The organism is Nocardioides flavus (ex Wang et al. 2016) (assembly GCF_014653115.1).
GTDB lineage: Bacteria > Actinomycetota > Actinomycetes > Propionibacteriales > Nocardioidaceae > Nocardioides > Nocardioides flavus.
Genome location: NZ_BNAD01000004.1, coordinates 179,760 through 202,005, shown reverse-complemented (window position 1 = coordinate 202,005; position 22,246 = coordinate 179,760). Strand labels below are relative to the sequence as shown.

Below are 22,246 nucleotides of genomic sequence, written 5' to 3'. Positions count from 1 at the left end.
GCACCCACTGCAAGGATGCATCCATGCGCGTGCTGATCGCCCCGGACAAGTTCGCCGGCACCCTCACGGCCGTCCAGGCCGCCGAGGCGATCGCCGCGGGATGGCGCCGGCACGCGCCCGGCGACGACCTCGACCTCGCCCCGATGGCCGACGGCGGTCCCGGTTTCGTGGACGTGCTGCACGCGGCGCTGGGCGGCGACCTCGTCGCCGTGACCGTCCCTGGGCCGCACGGGTCGCCGGTGCCCGCGGTCGTGCTCCGCGTCGGCGACACGGCGTACGTCGAGAGCGCGCAGGCAGCCGGCCTGCACCTGGCCTCCGGGCCCGTCGAGACCGCGTCCAGCGCGGGCGTCGGCGAGCTGCTGCTGGCAGCGGTGGAGGGTGGCGCGACGACGGTCGTGGTCGGCCTCGGCGGCACGGGCACCAACGACGGCGGCGCGGGCGTCCTCGCCGCCCTCGGGGCCACCGCCGACGGCGTCCTCGACGGCGGGCCCGCCGAGCTGGCGACGGTGAGCGCGGTCGACATCGCGCCCGCCCGGGCGCGGCTGGCTGGCGTGACGCTGGTCGCCGCCAGCGACGTCGACAACCCGCTGACGGGGCTCTTCGGCGCGACGAAGACGTTCGGCCCGCAGAAGGGCGTCGCCGAGGACCGCGTCGCGGAGGTCGACGGCTGGCTCGAGTCCTTCGCGGCGGCCGTCGACCGGCGTACGTCCCTGGACAAGGGCGCCGGCGCCGCCGGCGGCATCGGGTACGCCCTGCTCGTCCTCGGCGCTACCCGCGAGCCCGGCATCGAGCTGGTCGCCTCCGCGGTGTCGCTCGCCGAGCGGGCGCGCGCCTGCGACCTGGTCGTCACGGGCGAGGGCGCCTTCGACTTCTCCAGCCGCGCCGGCAAGGTGCCCTACGGGGTCGCGGGGGTCGCCTCCGAGGCCCTGCGCCCCTGCGTCGCGCTCGCCGGGCAGGTGCTGGTGGGATCGCGCGAGATGCGGGCCCTGGGCATCGAGTCGGCGTACTCGCTCGTGGAGCTGGTGGGGGAGGAGCGGGCGCTCGGCGCGCCCGCCGAGGCCCTCGCCGACCTGGCCGCCCGCGTCGCGAGGACCTGGTCGCGCTGAGGTCTGGTGCCAGTCAGGTCTGTCGCCCCTTGGTGGCGGCACATCGCACCCTGACTGGTCGATCCGTTGCGATCTGCCGCCACCGTCTCCGCGGGGGTCTCGGTGGTGGCGGCACCTCGCACCTCTTTCGGTCTGTGCGGTGCAACCTGCCGCCACCACCGGATCCCCGCCATGGGCCACCGATCGTCCACAGGAAGTCCCGGGAAGGTCTCGTCCCCAGCCCTGGTCGAGCGCACGCGACAGCGCGCGGTCGGTCGATGAGCCTCGGGGGATGGGTGAGATCGAGGCAGTCAGAGGACACCGTAGGGGCGCGAGATGGGCGCAGGTGACGTACGGCGTCCACAGGCCGGCGCGCGCCGGCGTGGATGCGGACCACCCGCCTCCGTGGGACGAGGACGACCTGTCGGGCTGGCAGCTCCTGATGACGGACGTGGGTTGCCTCACTGGACTCACGGCGCTCTGGATGCACGGCGTGCCGCTGCCTCCGTTGCCCGAGGACTGTCCGGTGTTCCTGGCCCTGGCCAAGAACGACCCGCGTCCCATGCGGGACGGTGTGCACACCAGCCGGCACGTCCACCCCGTGGCCCACGAGGTCCTCCGCGGGCTGCGTGTCGCGGTGGTCCCCGAGGCGCTGACGGCCGCCGCTCGCTGGACCGGTCTCGTCGACATGGTCGCCATCGTCGACGCAGCGCTCCGCCTCGGCCTCGTCTCGCTGGAGGACCTCGAGGCCGTCTCCACGACGCGACGACCGGGGAGTCGTCGGTTGCGAGCAGCCCTCGCCCTTGTCGACGCGCGTGCGGAGTCGTTGTGGGAGTCCCTCCTCCGCGTGCTCCACGTCGTGTGCGACATCGAGGTCGAACCACAGTGGGTGCTCACCGACGCCGACGGTGTCCTCGTGGCGAGGGCAGACCTGTGGGTCGTCGGGACGAACGCCCTTCACGAGTTCGACGGTGACGAGCACGAGAAGGTGCCTCGTCGGGTCGTCGACCGGCGGCGCGACCGGCGCGTCGACCGGGAGGGATACGTACGCCGCGGCTACACCGCCGGAGACGTGATCCACCGCGCCGTGACGGTCCTCGAGGACGCCGACCGGTCCCTCGGGCGCACCCACGACCCCGCGCGGATCCGGGAGTGGCACCGGCTCCTGCAGGACTCGTTGTTCACCCCGGCCGGGCGGACTGCGTTCCTCAGCCGGATCCCGGTCGCCTCTCCACGGCGTCGCGCTGCCTGAAGGTGGCGGCAGATTGCGTGCTGGGCGCCGTACGAGGTGCGATGTGCCGCCACCCTCAGGTCGCGGCACGCCAAGGTGGCGGCAGATTGCGTGCTGGGCGCCGTACGAGGTGCGATGTGCCGCCACCCTCAGGTCGCGGCACGCCAAGGTGGCGGCAGATTGCGCGCTCGGGGCCGCGTGAGGTGCGATGTGCCGCCACCCCGGGCGGAAGCATCCCGTCACGAGTGGACGCGGGGAATATCCCCCGGTGTGCGACCATTGGACCAAGCAGTACCCCGAGACTTTCTGGAGTGATGACATGACCGAGCAGGTCGAGACCACCGAGCGCCGCACCGACCAGATCAACCTCTCCGCTGTCGCCGCCGGCAAGGTGAAGAGCCTCCTGGAGCAGGAAGGTCGCGACGACCTGGCCCTGCGCATCTCCGTGCAGCCCGGTGGCTGCTCGGGCCTGCGCTACCAGCTCTTCTTCGACGAGCGCACCCTCGACGGCGACGTGACCACCGACTTCGACGGCGTGACCGTCGTGGTCGACCGGATGAGCGTGCCCTACCTCAACGGTGCCGAGATCGACTTCGTCGACACCATCGAGAAGCAGGGCTTCACGATCGACAACCCCAACGCGACCGGCTCGTGCGCATGCGGCGACAGCTTCCACTGATGCGACGCTCGGGGCTGAGCTTGCGAAGCCCCGCGGTGCGGCCAGGTTGAGCAAGGCCCGCGACCGAGGTACGAGGTCGTGACGGCCGCGTCGAAACCCGGACTGCCGAACAGCAGCACCAGCCACAGCGAAGGGCCCCAGCCATCAGGCTGGGGCCCTTCGTCGTGTCTGGGGGTCAGTCGAGGTGCAGGTGGAGCGCGTTCGCGATGCGGGCGGCAGCGTCGGACACCCGGATGTCACGCTTGCCGACCTCGTCGGGGTAGTCGTCGAAGCGCAGGCTCGGGGCGGGGTTCACCGCGGCCTGGGCGGCGCGCTCGAGGCGTGCCTGGAGGCCGAGGTTCCGCTTGGCCTCACGGCCGTCGGCCGCCATCTCGGCGGGTGTGCCGAGCTCGTCGCTGAAGAGGGGAGCGGGGCGTCGGGACGTCGTCATGTCCACGACCGTATTGGCTACTGATGCGTAGTCCGAGTCGTACCGGGAGGTAGTGTTTCGCGTCGTGTCCCTCCTCGTTGCAGGCTCCATCGCGACCGACCACCTGATGTCCTTCCCGGGCAGGTTCAGCGACAGTCTGGTCGTCGACCAGCTCGACAAGCTGTCGGTGTCCTTCCTGGTCGAGGACCTCGACGTACGCCGCGGCGGGTGCGCGGCGAACATCAGCTTCGGCCTCGGCAACCTGGGCCTGCGCCCGGTGCTCGTGGGCGCGGTCGGCGAGGACTTCGCCGACTACCGCGCCTGGCTCGAGCGCCACAACGTCGACTGCGACTCGGTGCACGTCTCCGAGACCCGCCACACCGCGCGCTTCGTGTGCACCACCGACTCGTCGATGGCGCAGTTCGCGAGCTTCTACGCCGGCGCGATGAGCGAGTCGCGCGAGATCGAGCTCAAGCCGATCGTGGACCGCGTCGGCGAGCCCGACTACGTCATCATCGGTCCGGACGACCCGATGGGCATGCTGCGTCACACCGAGGAGTGCCGCCAGCGCGGCTACCGCTTCCTGGCCGACCCCTCCCAGCAGCTCGCGTTCGGTGACGGCGAGCTGATCCGCTCGCTCATCGACGGCGCGGACATCCTGTTCTCCAACGAGTACGAGTCGAGCCTGATCACGCAGAAGACCGGCTGGAGCCGCGAGGAGGTCCTCTCCCGCGTCGGCACCTGGGTGGTCACCCTCGGTGCGGCCGGGGTGCGCATCGACCGCGAGGGTGAGGAGTCGGTCGTCGTCGCGGCCGTCCCCGAGATCGAGAAGGTCGAGCCGACCGGCGTGGGCGACGCCTTCCGCGCGGGCTTCCTGGCCGCGCTCAGCTGGGGCCTCGGCCACGAGCGGGCCGCCCAGCTCGGCTGCCTGCTCGCCGTCTACGTCGTGGAGCAGGTCGGCACGCAGGAGTACGAGATCTCCCGCGGAGCCTTCCTCGCGCGCTGCGCCGAGACCTACGGCGACGAGGCGGTCGCCGACTTCGAGCCGCACCTGCAGACGATCCGGCCCTGACGACCCTCAGGTGACGCGGCGTACGACGTAGCGCGGGGCGCCGTCGTCGGCGGTGTCCGCCCGGACGTACTCCTGACCCTTCATCCGGCACCACGCCGGGACGTCGACCACTGCCGCCGGGTCGCGCGCGACCACCGCGAGCAGCTCGCCGAGCTCGACGTCCCCGAGGTGGCGGGCAAGCTCGATGACCGGCATCGGGCACGGCACGTCCCGGCAGTCGAGCTCGAGGGCGACCCGGTCGGGCGCGCTCACAGGCCCACCCGTGACCGGATCTCGGCGACCACCCCGGGCAGCACGTCGCAGAAGGCGTCCACGTCGGCCCGCGAGGTGTCGCGCTGCAGCGAGAGCCGTACGTTGCCATGGGTCAGGACACCCATCGCCTCGAGCACGTTGCTGGGGGTCAGGGTCGAGGCCGTGCACGCGGAGCCGCTGGCGACCCCGAAGCCACGACGGTCCAGCTCCGTGACCAGCGCCTCGCCGTCGACGTAGAGGCACGAGAAGGTCACCAGGTGGGGCAGGCGGCGGTCGGGGTCGCCGACGACCTCGACGTCCGGCACCTCGGCCGCGACGCGGTGGCGCAGTACGTCGACGAGCTCGTGCTGGCGGGCGTTGACCTCCTCGCGCTCGGCCACCACGGCCTGGAGCGAGGCCGCCGCGGCGAGCACCGCGGGAACATTCTCGAAGCCGGTGGAACGCTCGTCGACCCGGTCGTCACCGGGGAAGGGGTTGCGCCACCGCGCGCGCTTGCGGACCAGGAGCACGCCGACGCCGGCCGGGCCGCCCCACTTGTGCGCCGAGCCCGCCGCTGCGGCCCACCCTGGCGGCAGCGGCAGGCGCCCCATCGAGGCGCACGCGTCGGTGAACAGCGGGATCTCATCGGGCAGCTCGAAGTCGCCCACGTCCTGCAGGGTGCCGACCTCGTGGTTGGCGGTCTGGAGCGCCACGACCCCGGTGCCGGGGGTGAGGGCGTTCTCGACGAGGTCGCCGTCGTGGACCCGGCCGTCGCCCATCACGCCCACCTCCACCGACCGGGCGCCCCACGCCACGGCGTGCCGCACGGCCGAGTGTTCCACCGCGGAGTGCACGACACCGTCACCACGCCGCGAGCCGCGCACCAGGCCGAGCAGGCCCAGGTGGACCGCGTGGGTGCCGGTGGGGGTGAAGGTGACCTCGTCGGGGCGTACGCCGAGCGCGTCGGCGGTCGCCTCGCGCGCGTTGTCGAGCAGGAGCCGTGCCTCGCGGCCGGCACGGTGCAGGCGCCGCGGGTCGGCGTACCCCCGGTCGAGCGCGGCGAGCAGCACGTCGCGCGCCGTCGGGTGCAGCGGGGTGGACGACGCGGCGTCCAGGTCGCCGGGGCCGGTCGGAGCGGCAGTCACACGGGCAACTTATGCCACGCCCGGCCGGCTCCTCGCGCCCGTACGGAGCCTGACCTGCGCAGATCGGCCGACACCCGACCCTGCCCCGCACGACGTGGCGTGTGGGGGATACTCTTGCGTACGTCGAGAAGGACCGAGAGAGAGGCTCATCAGTGGGTCTGCAAGTCCCCAACCTTCCAGGCGTGCCCGTGAGGCGCACCCTGAAGGTCGCGCTGCTGGGCGTGACGATGCTGGTGCTCGCCGGATGCTCGGAGGCCGACCAGCACCAGATCCGCAACCTCGCGATGCCCGACCGGGCCAGCGCGGAGGGTCCGTTCACCTACGAGCTGTGGAAGTGGGCCTGGGTCGCAGCCATGGTCACGGGCGTCATCGTCTGGGGCCTGATCTTCTACGCCGTGGTCAAGTTCCGCCGGCGCAGCGACGACGAGGTGCCGCGGCAGACGCGCTACAACCTGCCGCTCGAGGTCTTCTACACGATCGCCCCGGTGCTGATGTGCGTGGTGTTCTTCTTCCACACCGTCCGCGTCCAGGACGAGGTCCTCAAGATCGATCCCGAGCCCGACATGACCGTCGAGGTCCTCGGCCAGCAGTGGTCGTGGACCTTCAACCACGGCGTCGGTGAGCAGGACCCCGCCGCCGAGGGCACGTTCGACGACGAGGGCGAGCCCGACTTCGCGTACGACTCCTACGTCTACACCTCCGGCACCGGTGCCAACATCCCGACGCTGGTGATCCCGGTCGACCAGACCATCCAGTTCAACCTCCACGCCGCCGACGTGATCCACGACTTCGGCGTGCCGTCGTTCCTCGTCAAGATGGACGTCATCCCCGGCCGGGTCAACAAGCTCCAGGTCACCCCGACCGTCGAGGGCACCTACGCCGGCAAGTGCTACGAGCTCTGCGGTGTGTCCCACTCCCGGATGCTCTTCAACGTCGAGGTCGTCAGCCAGTCGGAGTACCAGGCCTACCTCGCCGACCTGGCCGAGGCCGGCAACACCGCCGAGACCCCGATCCTCGGCGGCAGCTACGTCCGGGACCAGGCCGGTCTCGATGACGAGTCGGAAGGACACAGCGAGTGAGTGCCGCAACCACCACCACGCCGCACGCCGCGGCGCCGCCGCCGGAGCGCAAGAAGGCCCTGGGTGAGCAGGTCGTGCGCATCCTCACGACCACCGATCACAAGCTGATCGGCAAGATGTACCTGATCACGTCGTTCGCGTGGTTCCTGATCGCCGGCCTGATGGCCATGCTGATCCGGTCCGAGCTGGCCTACCCGGGGCAGCAGATCGTCAACGACCAGCTCTACAACCAGCTGTTCACGATGCACGGCACGATCATGCTGCTGCTGTTCGCGACGCCGCTGTTCTTCGGCTTCGCCAACGTCATCATGCCGCTGCAGATCGGCGCGCCCGACGTGGCGTTCCCGCGCCTCAACATGTTCAGCTACTGGCTGTTCCTCTTCGGCGGCCTGATCGCCGCCTCGGGCTTCCTCACGCCGCAGGGCGCCGCCGACTTCGGCTGGTTCGCCTACACGCCGCTCTCCGACGCCGTACGCAGCCCGGGTGTCGGTGGCGACCTCTGGATCATGGGCCTCTGGATGGCCGGCCTCGGCTCCATCCTCGGTGGCGTCAACTTCATCACCACGATCATCTGCATGCGTGCGCCCGGCATGACGATGTTCCGGATGCCGATCTTCGTGTGGAACACGCTGATCACCAGCATGCTCGTGATCCTGGTCTTCCCGATCCTCGCCGGCGCGCTGCTCTCGCTCGAGGCCGACCGCATCCTGGGTGCCCACGTCTTCGACCCCGCGCACGGCGGTCCGATCCTGTGGCAGCACCTGTTCTGGTTCTTCGGGCACCCCGAGGTCTACATCATCGCGCTGCCGTTCTTCGGCATCATCTCCGAGATCCTCCCGGTGTTCAGCCGCAAGCCGATCTTCGGCTACGTCGGCCTGGTCGCCGCGACCCTCGGCATCGCGATGCTCTCGGTGGCCGTGTGGGCCCACCACATGTTCGTCACCGGTGCGGTCGACCTGCCGTTCTTCTCCGGCATGACGTTCCTCATCGCCGTGCCGACCGGCGTGAAGTTCTTCAACTGGATCGGCACGATGTGGGGCGGGTCCCTGTCCTTCGACAACCCGATGCTGTGGTCGATCGGCTTCCTGACGACCTTCCTGTTCGGTGGTCTCACCGGAGTCATCCTGGCCAGCCCGCCGCTGGACTTCCACGTGTCCGACTCCTACTTCGTGGTGGCGCACTTCCACTACGTCGTCTTCGGCACCGTGGTGTTCGCGATGTTCGCCGGCTTCTACTTCTGGTGGCCCAAGATGACTGGCAAGATGCTCGACGAGCGGCTCGGCAAGCTGCACTTCTGGATCCTGTTCATCGGCTTCCACACCACCTTCCTCGTCCAGCACTGGCTGGGTGTCGAGGGCATGCCGCGCCGCTACGCCGACTACCTCCCCGAGGACGGGTTCACCACGCTGAACCAGATCTCCACGGTCGGAGCGTTCCTGCTCGGTGCCTCCACGCTGCCGTTCCTCTACAACGTGTACGTCTCCGCCAAGGGGCCGAAGGTCGAGGTGGACGACCCGTGGGGCTGGGGCCGCTCCCTGGAGTGGGCGACGAGCTGCCCGCCGCCGCGCCACAACTTCCACATGCTGCCGCGCATCCGCTCGGAGTCGCCGGCCTTCGACCTGCACCACCCGGAGATCGCGCTGCTCGAGCTGCACGAGAACCCGGCCGAGCGCAACGGGGACGTGGCTGACGCCCCCGAGGTCGACGGTCGCGAGGAGATGCTCCGCGACCGTGCGGACGGCGTCGCCGAGCCCCACACGCACACCGAGGAGGACGACCGATGAAGGCCGAGGCATGGATCTTCGGTGTGACCGCGCTGTTCGTGGCGGTCGTGACCCCGGCCTACTGGTTCCTCGCGGAGGACTGGACCGGCACGACGGCCCTGGTCATGACGGCCCTGCTGTTCGGCATGGTCACGATGTACCTCGGCTTCCACGCCTCGCGCATGGACTCGCGCCCCGAGGACCGCAAGGACGGCGAGATCGCCGACGGCGCCGGTGAGCTGGGCTTCTTCCCGCCCTACTCCTGGTGGCCCCTGTGGTGCGCCCTCGCCCTCGGCGTGATCGTCTACGGCACCGCGATGTCGGCCTGGTGGCTGGTGATCATCGGCTTCACCGTCGGTGCGGTCGTCACGTGCGGCTTCGTCTTCGAGTACTACCGCGGAGAGCACGCTCACTGACCTGCGCTTTTTCGAGGAACCCGTCCAGGACGTACTCTGGACGGGTTCTTCTGTTCCACCGCCCGACCGGGCGGGCACCGCACGGGGGGTTTCTCGCATGCGCTCACGCGCGCTCGGATCCACGCACGTCGCGCGCCGTCGTACGGCGGTCGCTGCGACGATGGTCCTGCTGACCGGCGGCCTCGGTGCGTGCACCGCCGCCTCGGGGCCCGGCGAGGCCGCCCAGGGCTCCGCGCGGGCCGGGAACGCGGCTGAGGAGGCCCGGCAGGAGCCGGTGCGGCTCCGGACGAGCTGGGCCGACCCCGCCGCCGTGCCCATCGACACGCCCGTCACGGTCACCGCCTCCGGTGGGACGCTGGAGACCGTACGGGTGAGGTCCGAGGCCGGTGCGGTGGAGGGCACGGTCTCCGACGGCACGTGGACCTCCTCGACGCTGCTCGAGCCCGGCACCGACTACACGGTCACCGCGACCGCGACCCGGTCCGACGGACGCAGCGTCGAGCGGACCCGGAGGTTCCACACGGTCGACCTGACCCTCGACGAGCAGACCTTCGCTTCCGTCGCACCGCTCGACGGCGAGACCGTCGGCGTCGGCATGCCGGTCGTGGTCACCTTCGACCTGCCGGTGACCGACCGGGCGCTCTTCGAGAAGCACATGCGGGTCACCAGCACGCCGGCGCAGAAGGGCTCCTGGTACTGGCTGAGCGACCGTGAGGCGCACTACCGTCCCGCGCGCTACTGGAAGGCCGGCACGGACGTGTCCGTCGACCTCGACATCAACAGCCTGCCCGCCGGCAACGGCATCTACGGCCAGGAGTCACGCAGCATCGACTTCCATGTCGGCGACTCCGTCGTCAGCCGCGTCGACGTCAGCACCCACACGATGCGCACCTTCGTCAACGGGACCCTCGCCCGGACCATGCCGATCAGTGCCGGCAAGGCGGGGTGGGAGACCCGCTCGGGCACGAAGGTGATCATCGAGAAGTTCCGCCGCAAGCGGATGAACGCCGCCACGATCGGCGTCGACGAGTCCGACCCGGAGTACTACGACCTCTCCAACGTGCAGTACGCCATGCGCGTCACCTACTCCGGCGAGTTCCTCCATGCAGCTCCGTGGTCGGCCGGGTCGCAGGGCAGCGCCAACGTGTCCCACGGCTGCGTCGGGATGAGCCTGGCCGACGCCCAGTGGCTCTACGACCGCACCCGCCGCGGTGACGTCGTCGAGGTCACGGGTTCGGAGCGGCAGATGACCCTCGAGAACGGCTTCGGCGACTGGAACCTCTCCGCGGCCGAGTGGCGGCAGGGCTCCGCGCTCGGCTGACCCGTCCTGAGGACGTACGACGAGGGCCCGCCGGGATGATCCCGGCGGGCCCTCGTGCGTGGTGCGTGTTGCTCAGTCGCGCAGCGGCACGTCGGTCGTGTCGCGCAGGCGGTGGTCGTCGAACTGGTGACCGTCGACCGGGTGGTCGAGACCCGCCTGGAGCTCGGCCTCGTGCTCGGCGTGGTGGTGCGCCTCCTCGAGCTCGGCCCGCGTGGGCTTCTGCACGTTGTGGCTGTACATCCACGACGACAGCTTCGCGCGCAGCTTCTCCGAGCGGGAGTTCGGAGCGTCCACGCCCGCGGCGTCGGTGTCGCTGCCGACCGTGTAGACCTCGTCGCGGTCACGCGCGGTGAGCGTGTAGGCGGAGGTCGGGTTGATCGGCAGGTGACGCTCGGCGTACGCGCCCTCGGGCGAGCGGGTGATGACGCCCGTCTCGTAGCCGTGGAGCAGCTTCTCGTTGTCGTGGCGCTGCAGCGAGATGCACCAGCGGCGGGTGATCCAGAACGCGAGGATCGGCCCGAGGAAGATCGCCACCCGCATGAAGTAGGTGATCTGGTTGATGCTCAGGTCGAGCCTGATGGCGATGATGTCGTTGCCGCCCGCGGCCCAGGCGAGGCCGTAGAAGGTCATCAGCGCCACCATGACCGCGGTGCGCGTCGGAGCGTTGCGCGGGCGCTGGAGCAGGTGGTGGTCGCGCTTGTCACCGGTGATCCAGCCCTCGATGAAGGGCAGCAGCATCAGGATGACGAGCATCAGCGGCGGCAGGATGAGGATCGGCAGCATCACGTTCCAGGAGATCGTGTAGCCGAAGATCACCGACTCCCAGCCGGTCGGGATGATGCGCAGCAGGCCGTCGGGCCAGCCCATGTACCAGTCGGGCTGCGAGCCGGCCGTGACCTTGGTCGGGTCGTAGGGGCCGAACTTCCAGACCGGGTTGATCGACATCAGGCCGCCCATGATGGCGATGACGCCAAAGACCATGAAGAAGAAGCCACCGGCCTTGGCGGCGTACACGGGGAGCATCGGGTAGCCGACGACGTTCTGCTCGGTGCGGCCGGGGCCGGGCCACTGCGTGTGCTTGTGGTAGACGAGCAGCAGCATGTGGGCGGCGATCAGGGCGAGCAGGATGCCCGGGATCAGCAGCACGTGGATGATGTAGAGCCGCGGGATGATCGACTCGCCGGGGAACTCGCCGCCGAAGAGCAGGAACGACATGTACGTCCCCACGACCGGGGTGGCCTTCAGGAAGCCGTCGGCGGCGCGGACGCCGGTGCCGGAGAGCAGGTCGTCGGGCAGCGAGTAGCCGGTGAAGCCCTCGAGCGTGCCGAGCAGCAGCAGCAGGCAGCCGATGACCCAGTTGAGCTCGCGGGGCTTGCGGTAGGCGCCGGTGAAGGCGACGCGCAGCAGGTGGACCATCATCGAGGCGACGAAGATCGACGCCGCCCAGTGGTGCATCTGGCGCATCAGCAGGCCGCCGCGCACGTCGAAGGAGATGTGCAGGGTCGAGGCCATCGACTCCGACATCCCGACGCCGCGCAGCTGGTCGTAGGAGCCCTCGTAGGTGATGTGACCCATGGACGGGTTGAACCACAGCGTGAGGAACACGCCGGTGAGGAGCAGCACGACGAAGCTCCACAGCGCGATCTCACCGAGCATGAACGACCAGTGGTCGGGGAAGACCTTGCGCAGGTTCTTCTTCATGGCCGAGGCGAGGCCGAGGCGGTCGTCGGCCCACGTGGCCAGCGAGCCGGCACGGCCGGGCTTCGACGCGGTGGCGGCGTCGGTGCGGTTGCTGGTCGCCACCTTGCTGGTGTCGATGCTGCTCACAGCTTCTCACGCTCCCAAAAGCTGGCCCCGATGGGCTCGGTGAAGTCGCTCTGCGCGACCAGGTAGCCCTCTTCGTCCACCGCGATGGGCAGCTGGGGAAGAGCGCGGGCAGCCGGACCGAACACGACCTTGGCGCCGTCGGCGAGGTCGAAGGTCGACTGGTGGCACGGGCAGAGCACGTGGTGCGTGGTCCGCTCGTAGAGGGAGATCGGGCAGCCCACGTGGGTGCAGATCTTCGAGTAGCAGATGATGCCGTCCACGGTCCACTTGTCCGGCTGCGTGGCCTCCGTGAGCTCGGAGGGGTCCATGCGGACGATGATGATCGCGCCCTTGGCCTTCTCCGCCTGCTCCTCGGCGCCCTCGAGCTCGGGGTAGCCGTTCTCCTCGCTGGGGAACATCGCCTCCGGCGCGGCGTTGATCAGGTCGCCCATCTCGACCTCGCTGGCCAGGATGGGGGTGCCGACGACGTCGCGCACCAGGCGCATGCCCGGCTCCCAGATCGTGTGGGCCAGCTTGTTGATGTCGAGCGCGTTGCCCGGCGCGAGGTCGCGCAGGAGCACGACGGCGGGCAGGCCCAAGACGCCGACGGCGCCGAGCATCGTGTTGCGCACGAGCGGGCGACGGCCGATGCCGGCCTCGTCGAGTCCGTCGTTGAGCGCCTGGATGGTGGCCTCGCGGTCCTCCGGCGGGGAGGCGGCGGGGTGGCGCATCTCGACCATCTCGGCGTCGGCCATGAGCTTGCGGGCCAGCTGGATGATGCCGGTACCGATCAGCAGCAGGCTCATGCCCAGGGTCAGGCCCAGGGTGACCGTCGAGGCGCCCAGGCCGCCGAAGGTGTCCCAGCTGTCGCCGATCTCGAAGGAGAAGTAGGCGACGACGAACAGCACGGCGAAGACCATGGCGGCGACGAACATCGCGGCGATCTGGCGCTCGGCGCGCTTCTCGGCCTTGGGGTCGACGTCGGTCGGGCGCCAGGTGTGAGCGGGGAGCCCCGGGTCCGGGATCGGCTCGGCCTCGCGGTGCGAGGGCACGTGCGACTCGTACGGGGAGGGGGTGTTGTCGTTGCTCACGCGTCCACCTTGCTCTTGTTGCTGCGCGTCGTGTGCGAGGCGATCCAGACCGCTGCACCCACAAGTCCGCCGATGCCGACGAGCCAGGCGAACAGGCCTTCGGACACCGGACCCAGTCCACCGAGGGTGAAGCCGGCGTACTCGGGGGTCTCTTCGAGACTACCGAGGTAGGCGATGACGTCGCGCTTCTCCTCGGGGGAGAGGTTGCCGTTGCTGAAGTTGGGCATCTGCTGGGGGCCGGTGAGCATCGCCTCGTAGATGTACTTGGGCTCGACGCCGTGCAGCGACGGGGCGTACCCGCCGCGCGGCATGGCGCCGCCCGCGCCGTTGAAGTTGTGGCACGCGGTGCAGTTGGTGAGGAAGATCTGGCCGCCGCGGGAGATGGCCTCCTCGCGCTCCTCCTCAGAGAGTCCCTCGATGGAGTAGTCGGACTCGTCGGGGATCGCCGGGCCAGGGCCGAGCGAGGCGACGTACGCGGCGAGCGCGTCGATCTCCTCGTCGGTGAACACGACCTTCTTGCTCGGGGCCTGCTGGCCCGGGCTGGCCATCGGCATGCGGCCGGTGCCGACCTGGAAGTCGACGGCGGCGGCGCCGACGCCGACCAGCGACGGGCCGAGCTGGTAGCCGTCGCGGACGGTGGGCACGCCCTCGCCGTTCTGCCCGTGGCAGAACGAGCAGCTGGCCAGGAAGAGCTCCTTGCCCTGCGCGACCTGCTCGGTCTCGCTCGGCTGGTTGTCAGCCTGGGCGGGGGAGAAGGCCGTGAAGAGGGAGCCGCTGATCACGAGGCCCAGCAGCAGCACCGCGAGACCCGCAAGCGGTCCCCGGCGGTGCCGGGAGAGGCGACCAGCGGTTCGGTTGAGCAAACGCACGATGAGTCCTTGCCGGTTGCGGGGACGGGGGTTACTTGATGACGTAGATCGTGAAGAACAGGCCGATCCAGACCACGTCGACGAAGTGCCAGTAGTAGGACACGACGATCGCGGTCACGGCCTGCTCGTGGGTGAAGCGGCGCGCGAGGTAGGTGCGGCCCAGGACGAACAGGAAGGCGATGAGGCCGCCGGTCACGTGCAGGCCGTGGAAGCCGGTGGTCAGGTAGAACATCGAGCCGTAGGCCGAGCTGCCCATGGTGATGCCGTGGTGCACGAGCTCGGCGTACTCCAGCGCCTGGCCGCCGATGAAGATGGCCCCCATCACGTAGGTGAGGATGAACCACTCGCGCAGCCCCCACTTGGTGAAGTTGAGCAGGCCGCCGGTGCGCCCGACCTGGCCGCGCTCGGCGGCGAAGACGCCCCACTGGCAGGCGAAGGACGACGCCACCAGGATCGCGGTGTTGGCCGTGGCGAAGGGGACGTTGAGGTCGGCCGTCTCCTGCGCCCAGAGCTCCGGGCTCACCGCACGGATGGTGAAGTAGGCGGCGAAGAGCGCCGCGAAGAACATCAGCTCGCTGGAGAGCCAGATGATCGTGCCCACGCTGACCATGCTCGGTCGGTCGTGGTGCCCGTGCAGCCGGGATGCCGGAATCGTCGCAGTTGCTGTCGCCACGCAGACATTATGGCCGGACGGGACCAGCGAGGGCACCCCGACCCCCTGTACAGCGGCGTCATAAAGTTCACAGCGTGCTGCTCTCCCTGTCCGACGCCACCGAACCCCTCCCCAGATTCACGCTCGGGACGGTCTTCACCGACTGGGGCATCGACCCGATCCCGTTCGTGGTGACGGTCTGGGCGGTCGGCCTGTACGCCTGGGGCGTGGTGGTGCTGCGACGCCGCGGGGACCGCTGGCCGGTGGGGCGGACGCTGGCGTTCGTGGGCCTCGGGATGGGCTCGTTCGCGTTCGCGACGTTGTCGGGCCTCGGTCGGTACGACACGACGCTGCTGAGCGTGCACATGGTCCAGCACATGCTGCTGTCGATGGTGGTGCCGCTCGCGCTGGCGCTCGGTGCCCCGGTGACGCTCGCGCTCCGTACGCTTCCCGCGGCGCCGCGCCGGTGGCTGCTGGCGGTGCTCCACTCGCGGGTCGCGAAGGTGCTGGCGTTCCCGCCGCTGACCTTCGTCCTCTACATCGCTTCGCCGTGGGCGCTCTACTTCAGCCCGTGGTACGACGCGAGCCTCAGCTCGGCGTACGTCCACGAGATGATGCACATCCACCTCGTGCTCATCGGGACGCTGTTCTTCTGGCCGCTGATGGGCGTCGACCCGGTGCCGGGGCGCGTCAGCCATCCGTTCCGGGTGCTGCTCACGCTGATGACCCTGCCCTTCCACGCCTTCCTCGGCGTCACGATCATGGGGCAGACCACACTGATCGGCGGCGAGCACTACCTCGCGCTGCGCGAGGGGCCGATGGGGGCGTGGCTGCCGCCGGTGCTCGACGATCAGCACCTTGCCGGCGGGATCCTGTGGGCAAGCGGCGACCTGATCGGCGTGCTGTTCTTCGCGGTGCTCTTCATCCAGTGGGTGCGCTCGTCGATGAAGGAGGCCGCGCGCGAGGACCGGCGCCTCGACCTCGCGGAGCGGCGCTCCGCCTCCTCGGCGGTCGAGTAGCCCGCACGTCTGCTGGTCGAGGAGGGACGGAGTCCCGTCACGAGACCTCCACGGTTACGATGCCACCGTGACTGATGCCGCAGAGCGCTCCCTGAAGGTCCTCGTCTACAGCGACGACGTGAACACCCGCCAGCAGGTCATCCTCGCGCTGGGCCGTCGCCCGCACCCCGACTTGCCGGAGCTCGAGTACGTCGAGGTCGCCACGGAGCCGGTCGTCCTGCAGAACATGGACCGCGGCGACATCGCGCTCGCCATCCTCGACGGCGAGGCCGTCCCCGCGGGTGGCATGGGCATCGCCAAGCAGCTCAAGGACGAGATCTACGAGTGCCCGCCGGTCCTGGTCCTCACCGGCCGCCCGCAGGACGCCTGGCTGGCGACCTGGTCGCGCGCCGAGGCCGCAGTGCCGCACCCGATCGACCCGATCCAGCTCGCGGAGGCCGTCATCGGCCTGCTGCGGCCGTCGGTGCCGGCCACCTCCTGATCTCCTCGCTGGTTGAGGAGGTCGCAACCAGCTTGGTCGCTGGTTGAGGAGGTCGCGCAGCGACCGTCTCGAAACCCGACCACACCCGTCCGGTGGCTCTCGGCATGTCTGGAACACTCGGCCCCATGTCCCACACCTGGCCCGACGTCCTCTCCACGCTGGTCGCCGGGAGCGACCTGACGACCGAGCAGGCACGATGGGCCATGGACGAGGTCTTCGCCGGCGCGGCGACGCCAGTCCAGCTCGCCGGGTTCGTCGTGGCGCTGCGTGCCAAGGGCGAGACGGTCGAGGAGGTCTCCGGGATCGCGGCGGCCATGCTCGCCGCGGCCAACCCGATCTCGGTGCCCGGCCGGTTGCTCGACATCGTCGGCACCGGCGGTGACCGCTCGATGTCGGTCAACATCTCCACGATGGCGGCCATCGTCGCCGCCGGCGCGGGCGCGCGCGTGGTCAAGCACGGCAACCGCTCGGCGTCGTCGAAGTCCGGCTCGGCCGACGTCCTCGAGGCCCTCGGCATCCGCCTCGACCTCCCCCCGGCCCGCGTCGCGGAGGTCGCGGAGGAGGCCGGCATCACGTTCTGCTTCTCCGCCGCCTTCCACCCCGCGATGCGGCACGCGGCCGTGCCGCGACGCGAGCTCGGCATCGCCACGACCTTCAACATCCTCGGCCCGCTGACCAACCCGGCCCGCCCGCAGGCACAGGCCATCGGGTGTGCCGACCCCCGGATGGCCCCCGTGATGGCGGGCGTGCTGGCAGAGCGCGGTGTGGACGCCTGGGTGTTCCGCGGCGACGACGGCCTCGACGAGCTCACGACGACCACCACGTCCACCGTGTGGCGAGTCCACGGCGGCGACGTCACCAAGCACTCCGTCGACCCTGCCTCGCTCGGCATCGCCCGCGCGACGACTGAGGACCTGCGCGGCGGCGACGCCGCTCACAACGCCGAGGTCGTACGCCGGATGCTGGCGGGCGAGCCCGGACCGGTCCGGGATGCGGTCGTGCTGAACGCGGGCGCGGCGCTCGCGGTCTACGACACCCCAGACGACGACGTCGAGACCGCTCTCGCGGCTGGGGTGGCGAAGGCCGCCGACGCAATCGACTCCGGGGCGGCGCAGGCAGCGCTTGAGCGGTGGGTGGCGGCGAGCTCGGCCTGAGGTCGGTATGGGTTAAAGCCGGCCGAGGGCGATACTCGTGGGCAGGATGAATGACAGCACCAGAACCACGAGCGCGACCAGCACTGCCGGTCCGGCTAGTCCTTCGCCGCGCGCCATCGCTACGGTCGCGCAGATCATCCCGACGATCGCGAGCATCGGGCCGTGCCCCAGGACGACCGCAGCGGCGCACACGAAGGCCGCCGCAGAGAAGATCGAGCCGGGCTGGTGGCCGTACGCCATGCGTCCGAGTCTCTCAGAAGCCCTTGCGCGACGCCGCTCTTTCGAAGATGGGAAACCTAAAGCTCAAGCACGTACGACTCACCCTCGCGACGGAAGCCCAGCCGGTCGTAGTAGGCGCCGACCATCCCGGGCGGCGTGACGACGCGACGGATGCCGCGGCCGGTGAGGAGACCGCTGCGGCGCCAGACGAACTCGCCGGGGGAGAAGTCGCGATAGCGCGGAGTGACGTAGTCGAGCAGCACGTTGGCGGTGCCGCCGTCCTTGCGGAGCAGGACGACTCCGACGGTCTCGTCGCCCTTCTGGACCACGAACGATTCCTGGTCCGCCGAGGGATCGTGCACGAAGTCGGGGTTGAACTTCAGGATGTCGGCGCCGTGGACCCGCAGGGTGTGACGGAGGTACTCGTCCGTCGGCGCGACCTCGAGCACGTCGAAGGCCGACTCGTCGTGGCGGTCGCGCAGCAGCTGCAAGATGAACCACAGGTTGATGACGACCAAGACGGTGTTCATCCCGACCATCGGCCAGACCTCGAGCACGGCGTTGAAGATGATCAGGATCACGCAAGCGATGGCGTTGAGCACGCGGAGCCGCAGGACGCTGGCTTGGAGCAGGGAGTAGACGAGCAGAGCGCTCCCGCCCCAACCGAGGACGTCGAGCCAGTGGTCAGCGAGCCAGGTCACGGCGGGAGACTACTGCTGCGCGCCGAACCGTTGGCGCCGAGATATCGCCTGCGGTGGGGGAGGCCGGTCTTAAGCGGTTCCACCTCTTCGCCGGCTGGGGGCGGGTTGGAACCGAACGAGCCCGACCTGCGGGCGGGCAGCGCCCAGACCAGCGCTCGGTTGGCGGGCTCCGGAAGTTCGACGACTGCGAATGGGTGGGTACTGACCGACAAGGGCTGGTCCGGCGCGATGGTGGGGTCCCGAGATCTCGACGATGCGTTGCGCTGCTGGCCCCCCGATACGTTCGGGATCCAAGTGCTCACCGACGCTCACCTCGAACGTGCACACGGCCTGACTGACTGGGACATTACCCCCTTGGCCAACGGAAGGCACCCCGTTTCGGCGAAGGACGTCGACGGCTGGTTCGGCACCCTGGCCTCACGCGAGCGGCCCACCCCCGTCCCGCCGCTGCCCGACAACCACGACCTGGTAGAGAGGCCCGCGCCGACTTCGGTGACATGATTCTCACCCCGGACACGCTCGAGCGCGAGATGCCTTGGTCGAACTGGCCCCAGGACGCGCGCAAGGCGCCACGGCGGCTTGGGTGTCGCCGGGCAACGCAAGAACAAGATCTGTGAATGTGCCCGGTCGTCGCTCTCTCCGGTCGATCGGAGGACGCCAGGCTCGCGATGTGGTTTCGTCAACGACCTGCTGCGCGCCTGGCCCCCGGCCAAGTCCTGACACGCGTGCTGCCGGTCCTCCTTCCTGGCGGAGCGACGCCTGCGGCGTCCCGCTTCAGGAGTCGGGGGATGGCTAAGAGCACCACGAGCTGACCGATGCCGCTTACGGGAGAGCTCAGGGCCATTCCTACGGGCAGGGTCCAGACCCGGTCCGTCCGGGCGCCCCACACGACCAGCGCGACGACGGCGGGGAGCCGAATCCACAGCGGCGGCAGGAACGCCGAGCCGACCTGGCCGGCGGCGGAGCCCGAGTGCGTAGTCAGGAAGTCCCACCACTGGCGCCAGAGGTCCGGCGAGATGCTGACGGACAGCGCGACCAGAGTCGCCGCCCACGCGATCGAGGTGCCCAGTTGGCGCCACTCGCCTCGTGCGAGGAACCAGACCGGCCCCAGCGCGGGCGTGACCTTGGTCATGAGCGCGATCGTCCAGACCCCGGGAAGGCGAAGGCCGACGACTGCGATGACGGCCAGGACCCAGTTGACGTTGCCGGTGAGGATCTCGAACGTGCCAAGGAGGAACAGCGGCACGGCCCATGTCTTTCCCGCGCCCGCTGCGAGCCAGACGATCGCCGCAGTCGCCCCGAGTGCCCAAATGACGGCGAAGGCCGGCCAAGGCAGCTGGGCCAGCGGCCAGAGTGCCTGCGCGAAGGCCGGGCTGTAAAGGTAGGCGTCGCGGGTGGCCGGTGCCGCGCCGTACATCTCGCCCCGCCATGCCGACCAGTACGCATGGGAGTCGACGCCGAAACCGAGCTCGGTGGCGACGAGTGTGACGGACAACCAAGCGAAGATCAGGCTCCCTGCCCAGGCCAGTGCCCGCAGTGCCAGTGCGAGCGGTCGAATGTCAGTCACGGGAAGAGAGGCTAGACGTCCCTTCTTGTCACATGACGCTTTCGTTGAACCTCAGGCAGGCACGACTTCAGTGACGCATGTCGACCACCTGCCCAAAACGTTCCCACTGCCTTTGTCAGCGGGGTGAACCTACTGAAGGGCAAGCAAGCACGTTGAGCTATGCATGAACTGTTTGCCGGCGCGGCGAGGCCTGTCGAGCTCGCGGAGTTCGTCGTGGCGCTGCGCGCGAAGCTCCATACGGTTGGGCACCATTCGTGTCGCAGAGGTTGCTCAGGAGGTCGGTATCCGGCCCGGCCGCAGGCGTGTCGGCAACGCTCGAAATTGAGGCCGATCCGACGCCCTGGTTTTGCAGGGAATCGCTGAAGCTGTCGAGCCCTCAATTCGGGAGCGACACGCGCCGCTTCGAACCGGTGGCTGGAGTCGCTGCGCGCTGAGCACCAGCTCAGTCACGCGGCATGAGGAAGACGAACTCGTTGTCCTCTTCGACGACTGTCCACCGGCTATCTCTGCGGAGCGCCCACCCAAGGGGGGAGTCTGTCGACACCAGTGCTGCTTCGGCGTCCAAGGCCGTGACCTCATCGTCCCACCCGGGGTTGAGCATCATGATGTCCTGATTGCGCTTGATCTCGGCATCGGTGAAGACGTCGCCGTATCCATGCATGACCAGACTGAGCTCTGGGTGCTTCCAGAGATAGTAGGGGCCGGTGGCCCAGTCGTCGAGGACGCGCGTCCCCTGGGGCAACGCCGACAGTCGCTCGTCGGTCCACGGTGGCACGACCGTCCGATCACCACGAGAGGGCGCGATCAGTGCGAACAGCGTGAGCGTGAGTGCACCGAGACCGACCAGGGCTAACTGTTCTCGTCTGCCGGGGCGGTCGGCGGTGGGAACAGCCGACTGGAACGCTCGCGCGACCAGCGGGGCCACGATCGCTGCTGCAACCGGTGTCGTGCGACTGGAATAGACCGCCCAGCCGGCGGCCATCAGCAGCAGGAGAATCGACAGCCACGACTGGCGGCTACGGGCGGCGTGCACCACCGCGATGGCCAACATGAGCGCAAGCACCACGGCGTGCGGTTCGTGGAAGTCGGTTGGCCCCCATTCCTGGAAGTACTCTGAACGCCCCCCGACGAGTAGCACCGAGCGGTAGAGGTCCGGGCCAACTGGCGTGAGTACGGGAACTATCGCGGACAACGCGGGAATGAGGGCGAGTCGAGAGACTCGTCGGAGGTCATGATCTCGATCAAGGGCGATGCCCGCCACTGAGACAGCGCCGATGACGGCGGCCAACGGCCACATTCCGTGCAACGGAGCCCAGATCCAGGCAATGGCGACGAGCCACCACCGCGGACGGCCGTCGCGCGCGCTCGCCAACCATGCGAAGACGGTCACGGTCACCAACAGGTAGCTCAGCACCTGAGGTCGAGGAGATAGCCCGATGCTCAGGGCGAGGAAAGCCAGTGCAGTCGTGAGTGCTGCGGGCAATGGCGCTGCCTCACGGCGGCAAAGCACGTAGATCGTCAGCAGGAGAACAACCTGGACGGCGCCGGCCAACCATACGACCCCTCCAACGCCGAAAGCATCGTTCATGGCGGCCATGGCCATCTGCGGGAGCCACTGGGTGGGAGTCCACTCCGCGTTGTCGAAGGCGCCGAGGTGCCCGGGATCGGCGACTGACCAGCCGGACAGAAACTCGCGTCCGATTCGTAGGTGGAACCACATGTCAGAGCCCGGATCATCTACGTGGATCCGATGAACGCAGGCGACCAAGACGGTGGCGACACTGACGAGAGGAAGCACCCGCCGCATGAGGATAGTGATCATGAAGTGACCTCCAGCGTCCACGATGATCCCTCGCGGCGGAAGTTGAGCCGGTTATCGTTCGCGTCGATCATGTTGGGAGGAGTGACGGCAGGCCGGATGCCGCGGTCGGCGTCCAGTCCGCTGCGGCGCCGGATGAACTTCCCCGGGAGAGAAGATCCGGTACAGAAGTGTGACGTAGTCGAGGAGCACAAGGGCCGTGTGGCCATACTTGCGAAGCAGCACAACGCCAACCGTCCCATCGCAAATGTGGACCAAGATGGCGGTCTGGTCCGCTGAGGCGTCGTGGACGGAGTCAGTGTTGAACTCCAGGATGTCGGCACCGTGGAGCCGCAGGGTTTGGCGCAAATGCTCGTCCATCGGCGCTGTCTCAAGGACGTGGGAAACTGTCTTTCCTGGCGGTTGCGCCGCTGGACGATGAACCATAGATCGATGGC

At 69.3% G+C, this 22,246-nt stretch carries 22 protein-coding genes; 11 read left to right on the top strand and 11 right to left on the bottom strand.

Going from position 1 to position 22,246, the window contains the following annotated elements; all coding sequences use genetic code 11:
* Nucleotides 1–23: 23 nt before the first annotated feature.
* From IE200_RS09635 to erpA, 3 genes are all read left to right on the top strand, one after another.
* The gene (locus IE200_RS09635) at nt 24–1,106 is read left to right on the top strand and encodes a glycerate kinase family protein (RefSeq protein ID WP_191279253.1); all 1,083 of its coding nucleotides are present in this window, start codon (nt 24–26) and stop codon (nt 1,104–1,106) included.
* 325 nt (nt 1,107–1,431) lie between these two features.
* The gene (locus tag IE200_RS09630) at nt 1,432–2,337 is read left to right on the top strand and encodes a hypothetical protein (RefSeq protein ID WP_191279252.1); all 906 of its coding nucleotides are present in this window, start codon (nt 1,432–1,434) and stop codon (nt 2,335–2,337) included.
* A gap of 298 nt (nt 2,338–2,635) precedes the next feature.
* Complete coding sequence (erpA, locus tag IE200_RS09625) at nt 2,636–2,995, top strand: iron-sulfur cluster insertion protein ErpA (RefSeq protein ID WP_090971856.1); 360 nt, start codon at nt 2,636–2,638, stop codon at nt 2,993–2,995.
* A gap of 175 nt (nt 2,996–3,170) precedes the next feature.
* Here erpA and IE200_RS09620 read toward each other — a convergent pair whose 3' ends face one another.
* On the bottom strand, nt 3,171–3,425 hold the full coding sequence (locus tag IE200_RS09620) for a hypothetical protein (protein WP_191279251.1): 255 nt from the start codon (nt 3,423–3,425) through the stop codon (nt 3,171–3,173).
* 64 nt (nt 3,426–3,489) lie between these two features.
* Between IE200_RS09620 and IE200_RS09615 the strand changes: the two genes are divergently transcribed.
* The gene (locus IE200_RS09615) at nt 3,490–4,476 is read left to right on the top strand and encodes a carbohydrate kinase family protein (RefSeq protein ID WP_191279250.1); all 987 of its coding nucleotides are present in this window, start codon (nt 3,490–3,492) and stop codon (nt 4,474–4,476) included.
* A 6-nt stretch (nt 4,477–4,482) separates the two neighbouring features.
* On the opposite strand, the gene IE200_RS09610 is transcribed toward IE200_RS09615, so the two are convergent.
* Both IE200_RS09610 and IE200_RS09605 read right to left on the bottom strand, forming a co-directional pair.
* On the bottom strand, nt 4,483–4,728 hold the full coding sequence (locus IE200_RS09610) for a sulfurtransferase TusA family protein (RefSeq protein ID WP_191279249.1): 246 nt from the start codon (nt 4,726–4,728) through the stop codon (nt 4,483–4,485).
* The gene (locus tag IE200_RS09605; protein ID WP_229856350.1) at nt 4,725–5,852 is read right to left on the bottom strand and encodes a cysteine desulfurase family protein; all 1,128 of its coding nucleotides are present in this window, start codon (nt 5,850–5,852) and stop codon (nt 4,725–4,727) included. Before IE200_RS09605 ends, IE200_RS09610 begins: the two co-directional genes overlap by 4 nt.
* A gap of 188 nt (nt 5,853–6,040) precedes the next feature.
* Here IE200_RS09605 and ctaC point away from each other — a divergent pair, with 188 nt between their 5' ends.
* From ctaC to IE200_RS09585, 4 genes are all read left to right on the top strand, one after another.
* Entirely contained in the window at nt 6,041–6,931 is an 891-nt protein-coding gene (gene ctaC / locus IE200_RS09600; protein ID WP_229856349.1) for an aa3-type cytochrome oxidase subunit II, read from the top strand.
* On the top strand, nt 6,928–8,715 hold the full coding sequence (gene ctaD, locus IE200_RS09595; protein WP_191279248.1) for an aa3-type cytochrome oxidase subunit I: 1,788 nt from the start codon (nt 6,928–6,930) through the stop codon (nt 8,713–8,715). Before ctaC ends, ctaD begins: the two co-directional genes overlap by 4 nt.
* A complete protein-coding gene (locus tag IE200_RS09590; RefSeq protein WP_191279247.1) occupies nt 8,712–9,110 on the top strand; it encodes a cytochrome c oxidase subunit 4 in 399 nt (132 codons plus the stop codon). Before ctaD ends, IE200_RS09590 begins: the two co-directional genes overlap by 4 nt.
* Before the next feature lie 97 nt (nt 9,111–9,207).
* Nucleotides 9,208–10,431 (top strand): L,D-transpeptidase, encoded by a 1,224-nt coding sequence (locus tag IE200_RS09585; RefSeq protein ID WP_229856348.1) that lies wholly within the window; start codon nt 9,208–9,210, stop codon nt 10,429–10,431.
* Between the two features lie 72 nt (nt 10,432–10,503).
* Here IE200_RS09585 and qcrB read toward each other — a convergent pair whose 3' ends face one another.
* The 4 genes from qcrB to ctaE are packed head-to-tail and all read right to left on the bottom strand — an operon-like array spanning nt 10,504 to nt 14,807.
* Entirely contained in the window at nt 10,504–12,249 is a 1,746-nt protein-coding gene (gene qcrB / locus IE200_RS09580) for a cytochrome bc1 complex cytochrome b subunit (protein ID WP_407940983.1), read from the bottom strand.
* Nucleotides 12,250–12,254: 5 nt separating this feature from the next.
* The gene (gene qcrA / locus IE200_RS09575; protein WP_191279246.1) at nt 12,255–13,328 is read right to left on the bottom strand and encodes a cytochrome bc1 complex Rieske iron-sulfur subunit; all 1,074 of its coding nucleotides are present in this window, start codon (nt 13,326–13,328) and stop codon (nt 12,255–12,257) included.
* Nucleotides 13,325–14,197 (bottom strand): cytochrome bc1 complex diheme cytochrome c subunit, encoded by an 873-nt coding sequence (gene qcrC / locus IE200_RS09570; protein WP_191279245.1) that lies wholly within the window; start codon nt 14,195–14,197, stop codon nt 13,325–13,327. Before qcrC ends, qcrA begins: the two co-directional genes overlap by 4 nt.
* Before the next feature lie 31 nt (nt 14,198–14,228).
* A complete protein-coding gene (ctaE, locus tag IE200_RS09565; RefSeq protein ID WP_456237854.1) occupies nt 14,229–14,807 on the bottom strand; it encodes an aa3-type cytochrome oxidase subunit III in 579 nt (192 codons plus the stop codon).
* A gap of 137 nt (nt 14,808–14,944) precedes the next feature.
* Here ctaE and IE200_RS09560 point away from each other — a divergent pair, with 137 nt between their 5' ends.
* The 3 genes from IE200_RS09560 to trpD all read left to right on the top strand — a co-directional run bounded on the left by IE200_RS09560 (nt 14,945) and on the right by trpD (nt 17,503).
* Entirely contained in the window at nt 14,945–15,868 is a 924-nt protein-coding gene (locus IE200_RS09560) for a cytochrome c oxidase assembly protein (RefSeq protein WP_229856346.1), read from the top strand.
* Nucleotides 15,869–15,935: 67 nt separating this feature from the next.
* Nucleotides 15,936–16,349 carry an Rv3143 family two-component system response regulator gene (locus IE200_RS09555; protein ID WP_191279242.1) on the top strand — a complete coding sequence of 138 codons (414 nt, stop codon included), beginning with the start codon at nt 15,936–15,938 and terminating at the stop codon, nt 16,347–16,349.
* A 125-nt stretch (nt 16,350–16,474) separates the two neighbouring features.
* Complete coding sequence (trpD, locus tag IE200_RS09550; protein ID WP_191279241.1) at nt 16,475–17,503, top strand: anthranilate phosphoribosyltransferase; 1,029 nt, start codon at nt 16,475–16,477, stop codon at nt 17,501–17,503.
* 12 nt (nt 17,504–17,515) lie between these two features.
* Here trpD and IE200_RS09545 read toward each other — a convergent pair whose 3' ends face one another.
* The 4 genes from IE200_RS09545 to IE200_RS09530 all read right to left on the bottom strand — a co-directional run bounded on the left by IE200_RS09545 (nt 17,516) and on the right by IE200_RS09530 (nt 21,812).
* Nucleotides 17,516–17,743 carry a hypothetical protein gene (locus IE200_RS09545; RefSeq protein WP_191279240.1) on the bottom strand — a complete coding sequence of 76 codons (228 nt, stop codon included), beginning with the start codon at nt 17,741–17,743 and terminating at the stop codon, nt 17,516–17,518.
* Between the two features lie 56 nt (nt 17,744–17,799).
* Nucleotides 17,800–18,423, bottom strand: coding sequence for a hypothetical protein (locus tag IE200_RS09540; protein ID WP_191279239.1), 624 nt, complete (start codon nt 18,421–18,423; stop codon nt 17,800–17,802).
* Nucleotides 18,424–19,102: 679 nt separating this feature from the next.
* Complete coding sequence (locus IE200_RS09535; RefSeq protein ID WP_191279238.1) at nt 19,103–19,990, bottom strand: glycosyltransferase family 87 protein; 888 nt, start codon at nt 19,988–19,990, stop codon at nt 19,103–19,105.
* A gap of 442 nt (nt 19,991–20,432) precedes the next feature.
* Entirely contained in the window at nt 20,433–21,812 is a 1,380-nt protein-coding gene (locus tag IE200_RS09530) for a hypothetical protein (RefSeq protein ID WP_191279237.1), read from the bottom strand.
* Between the last annotated feature and the right edge of the window lie 434 nt (nt 21,813–22,246).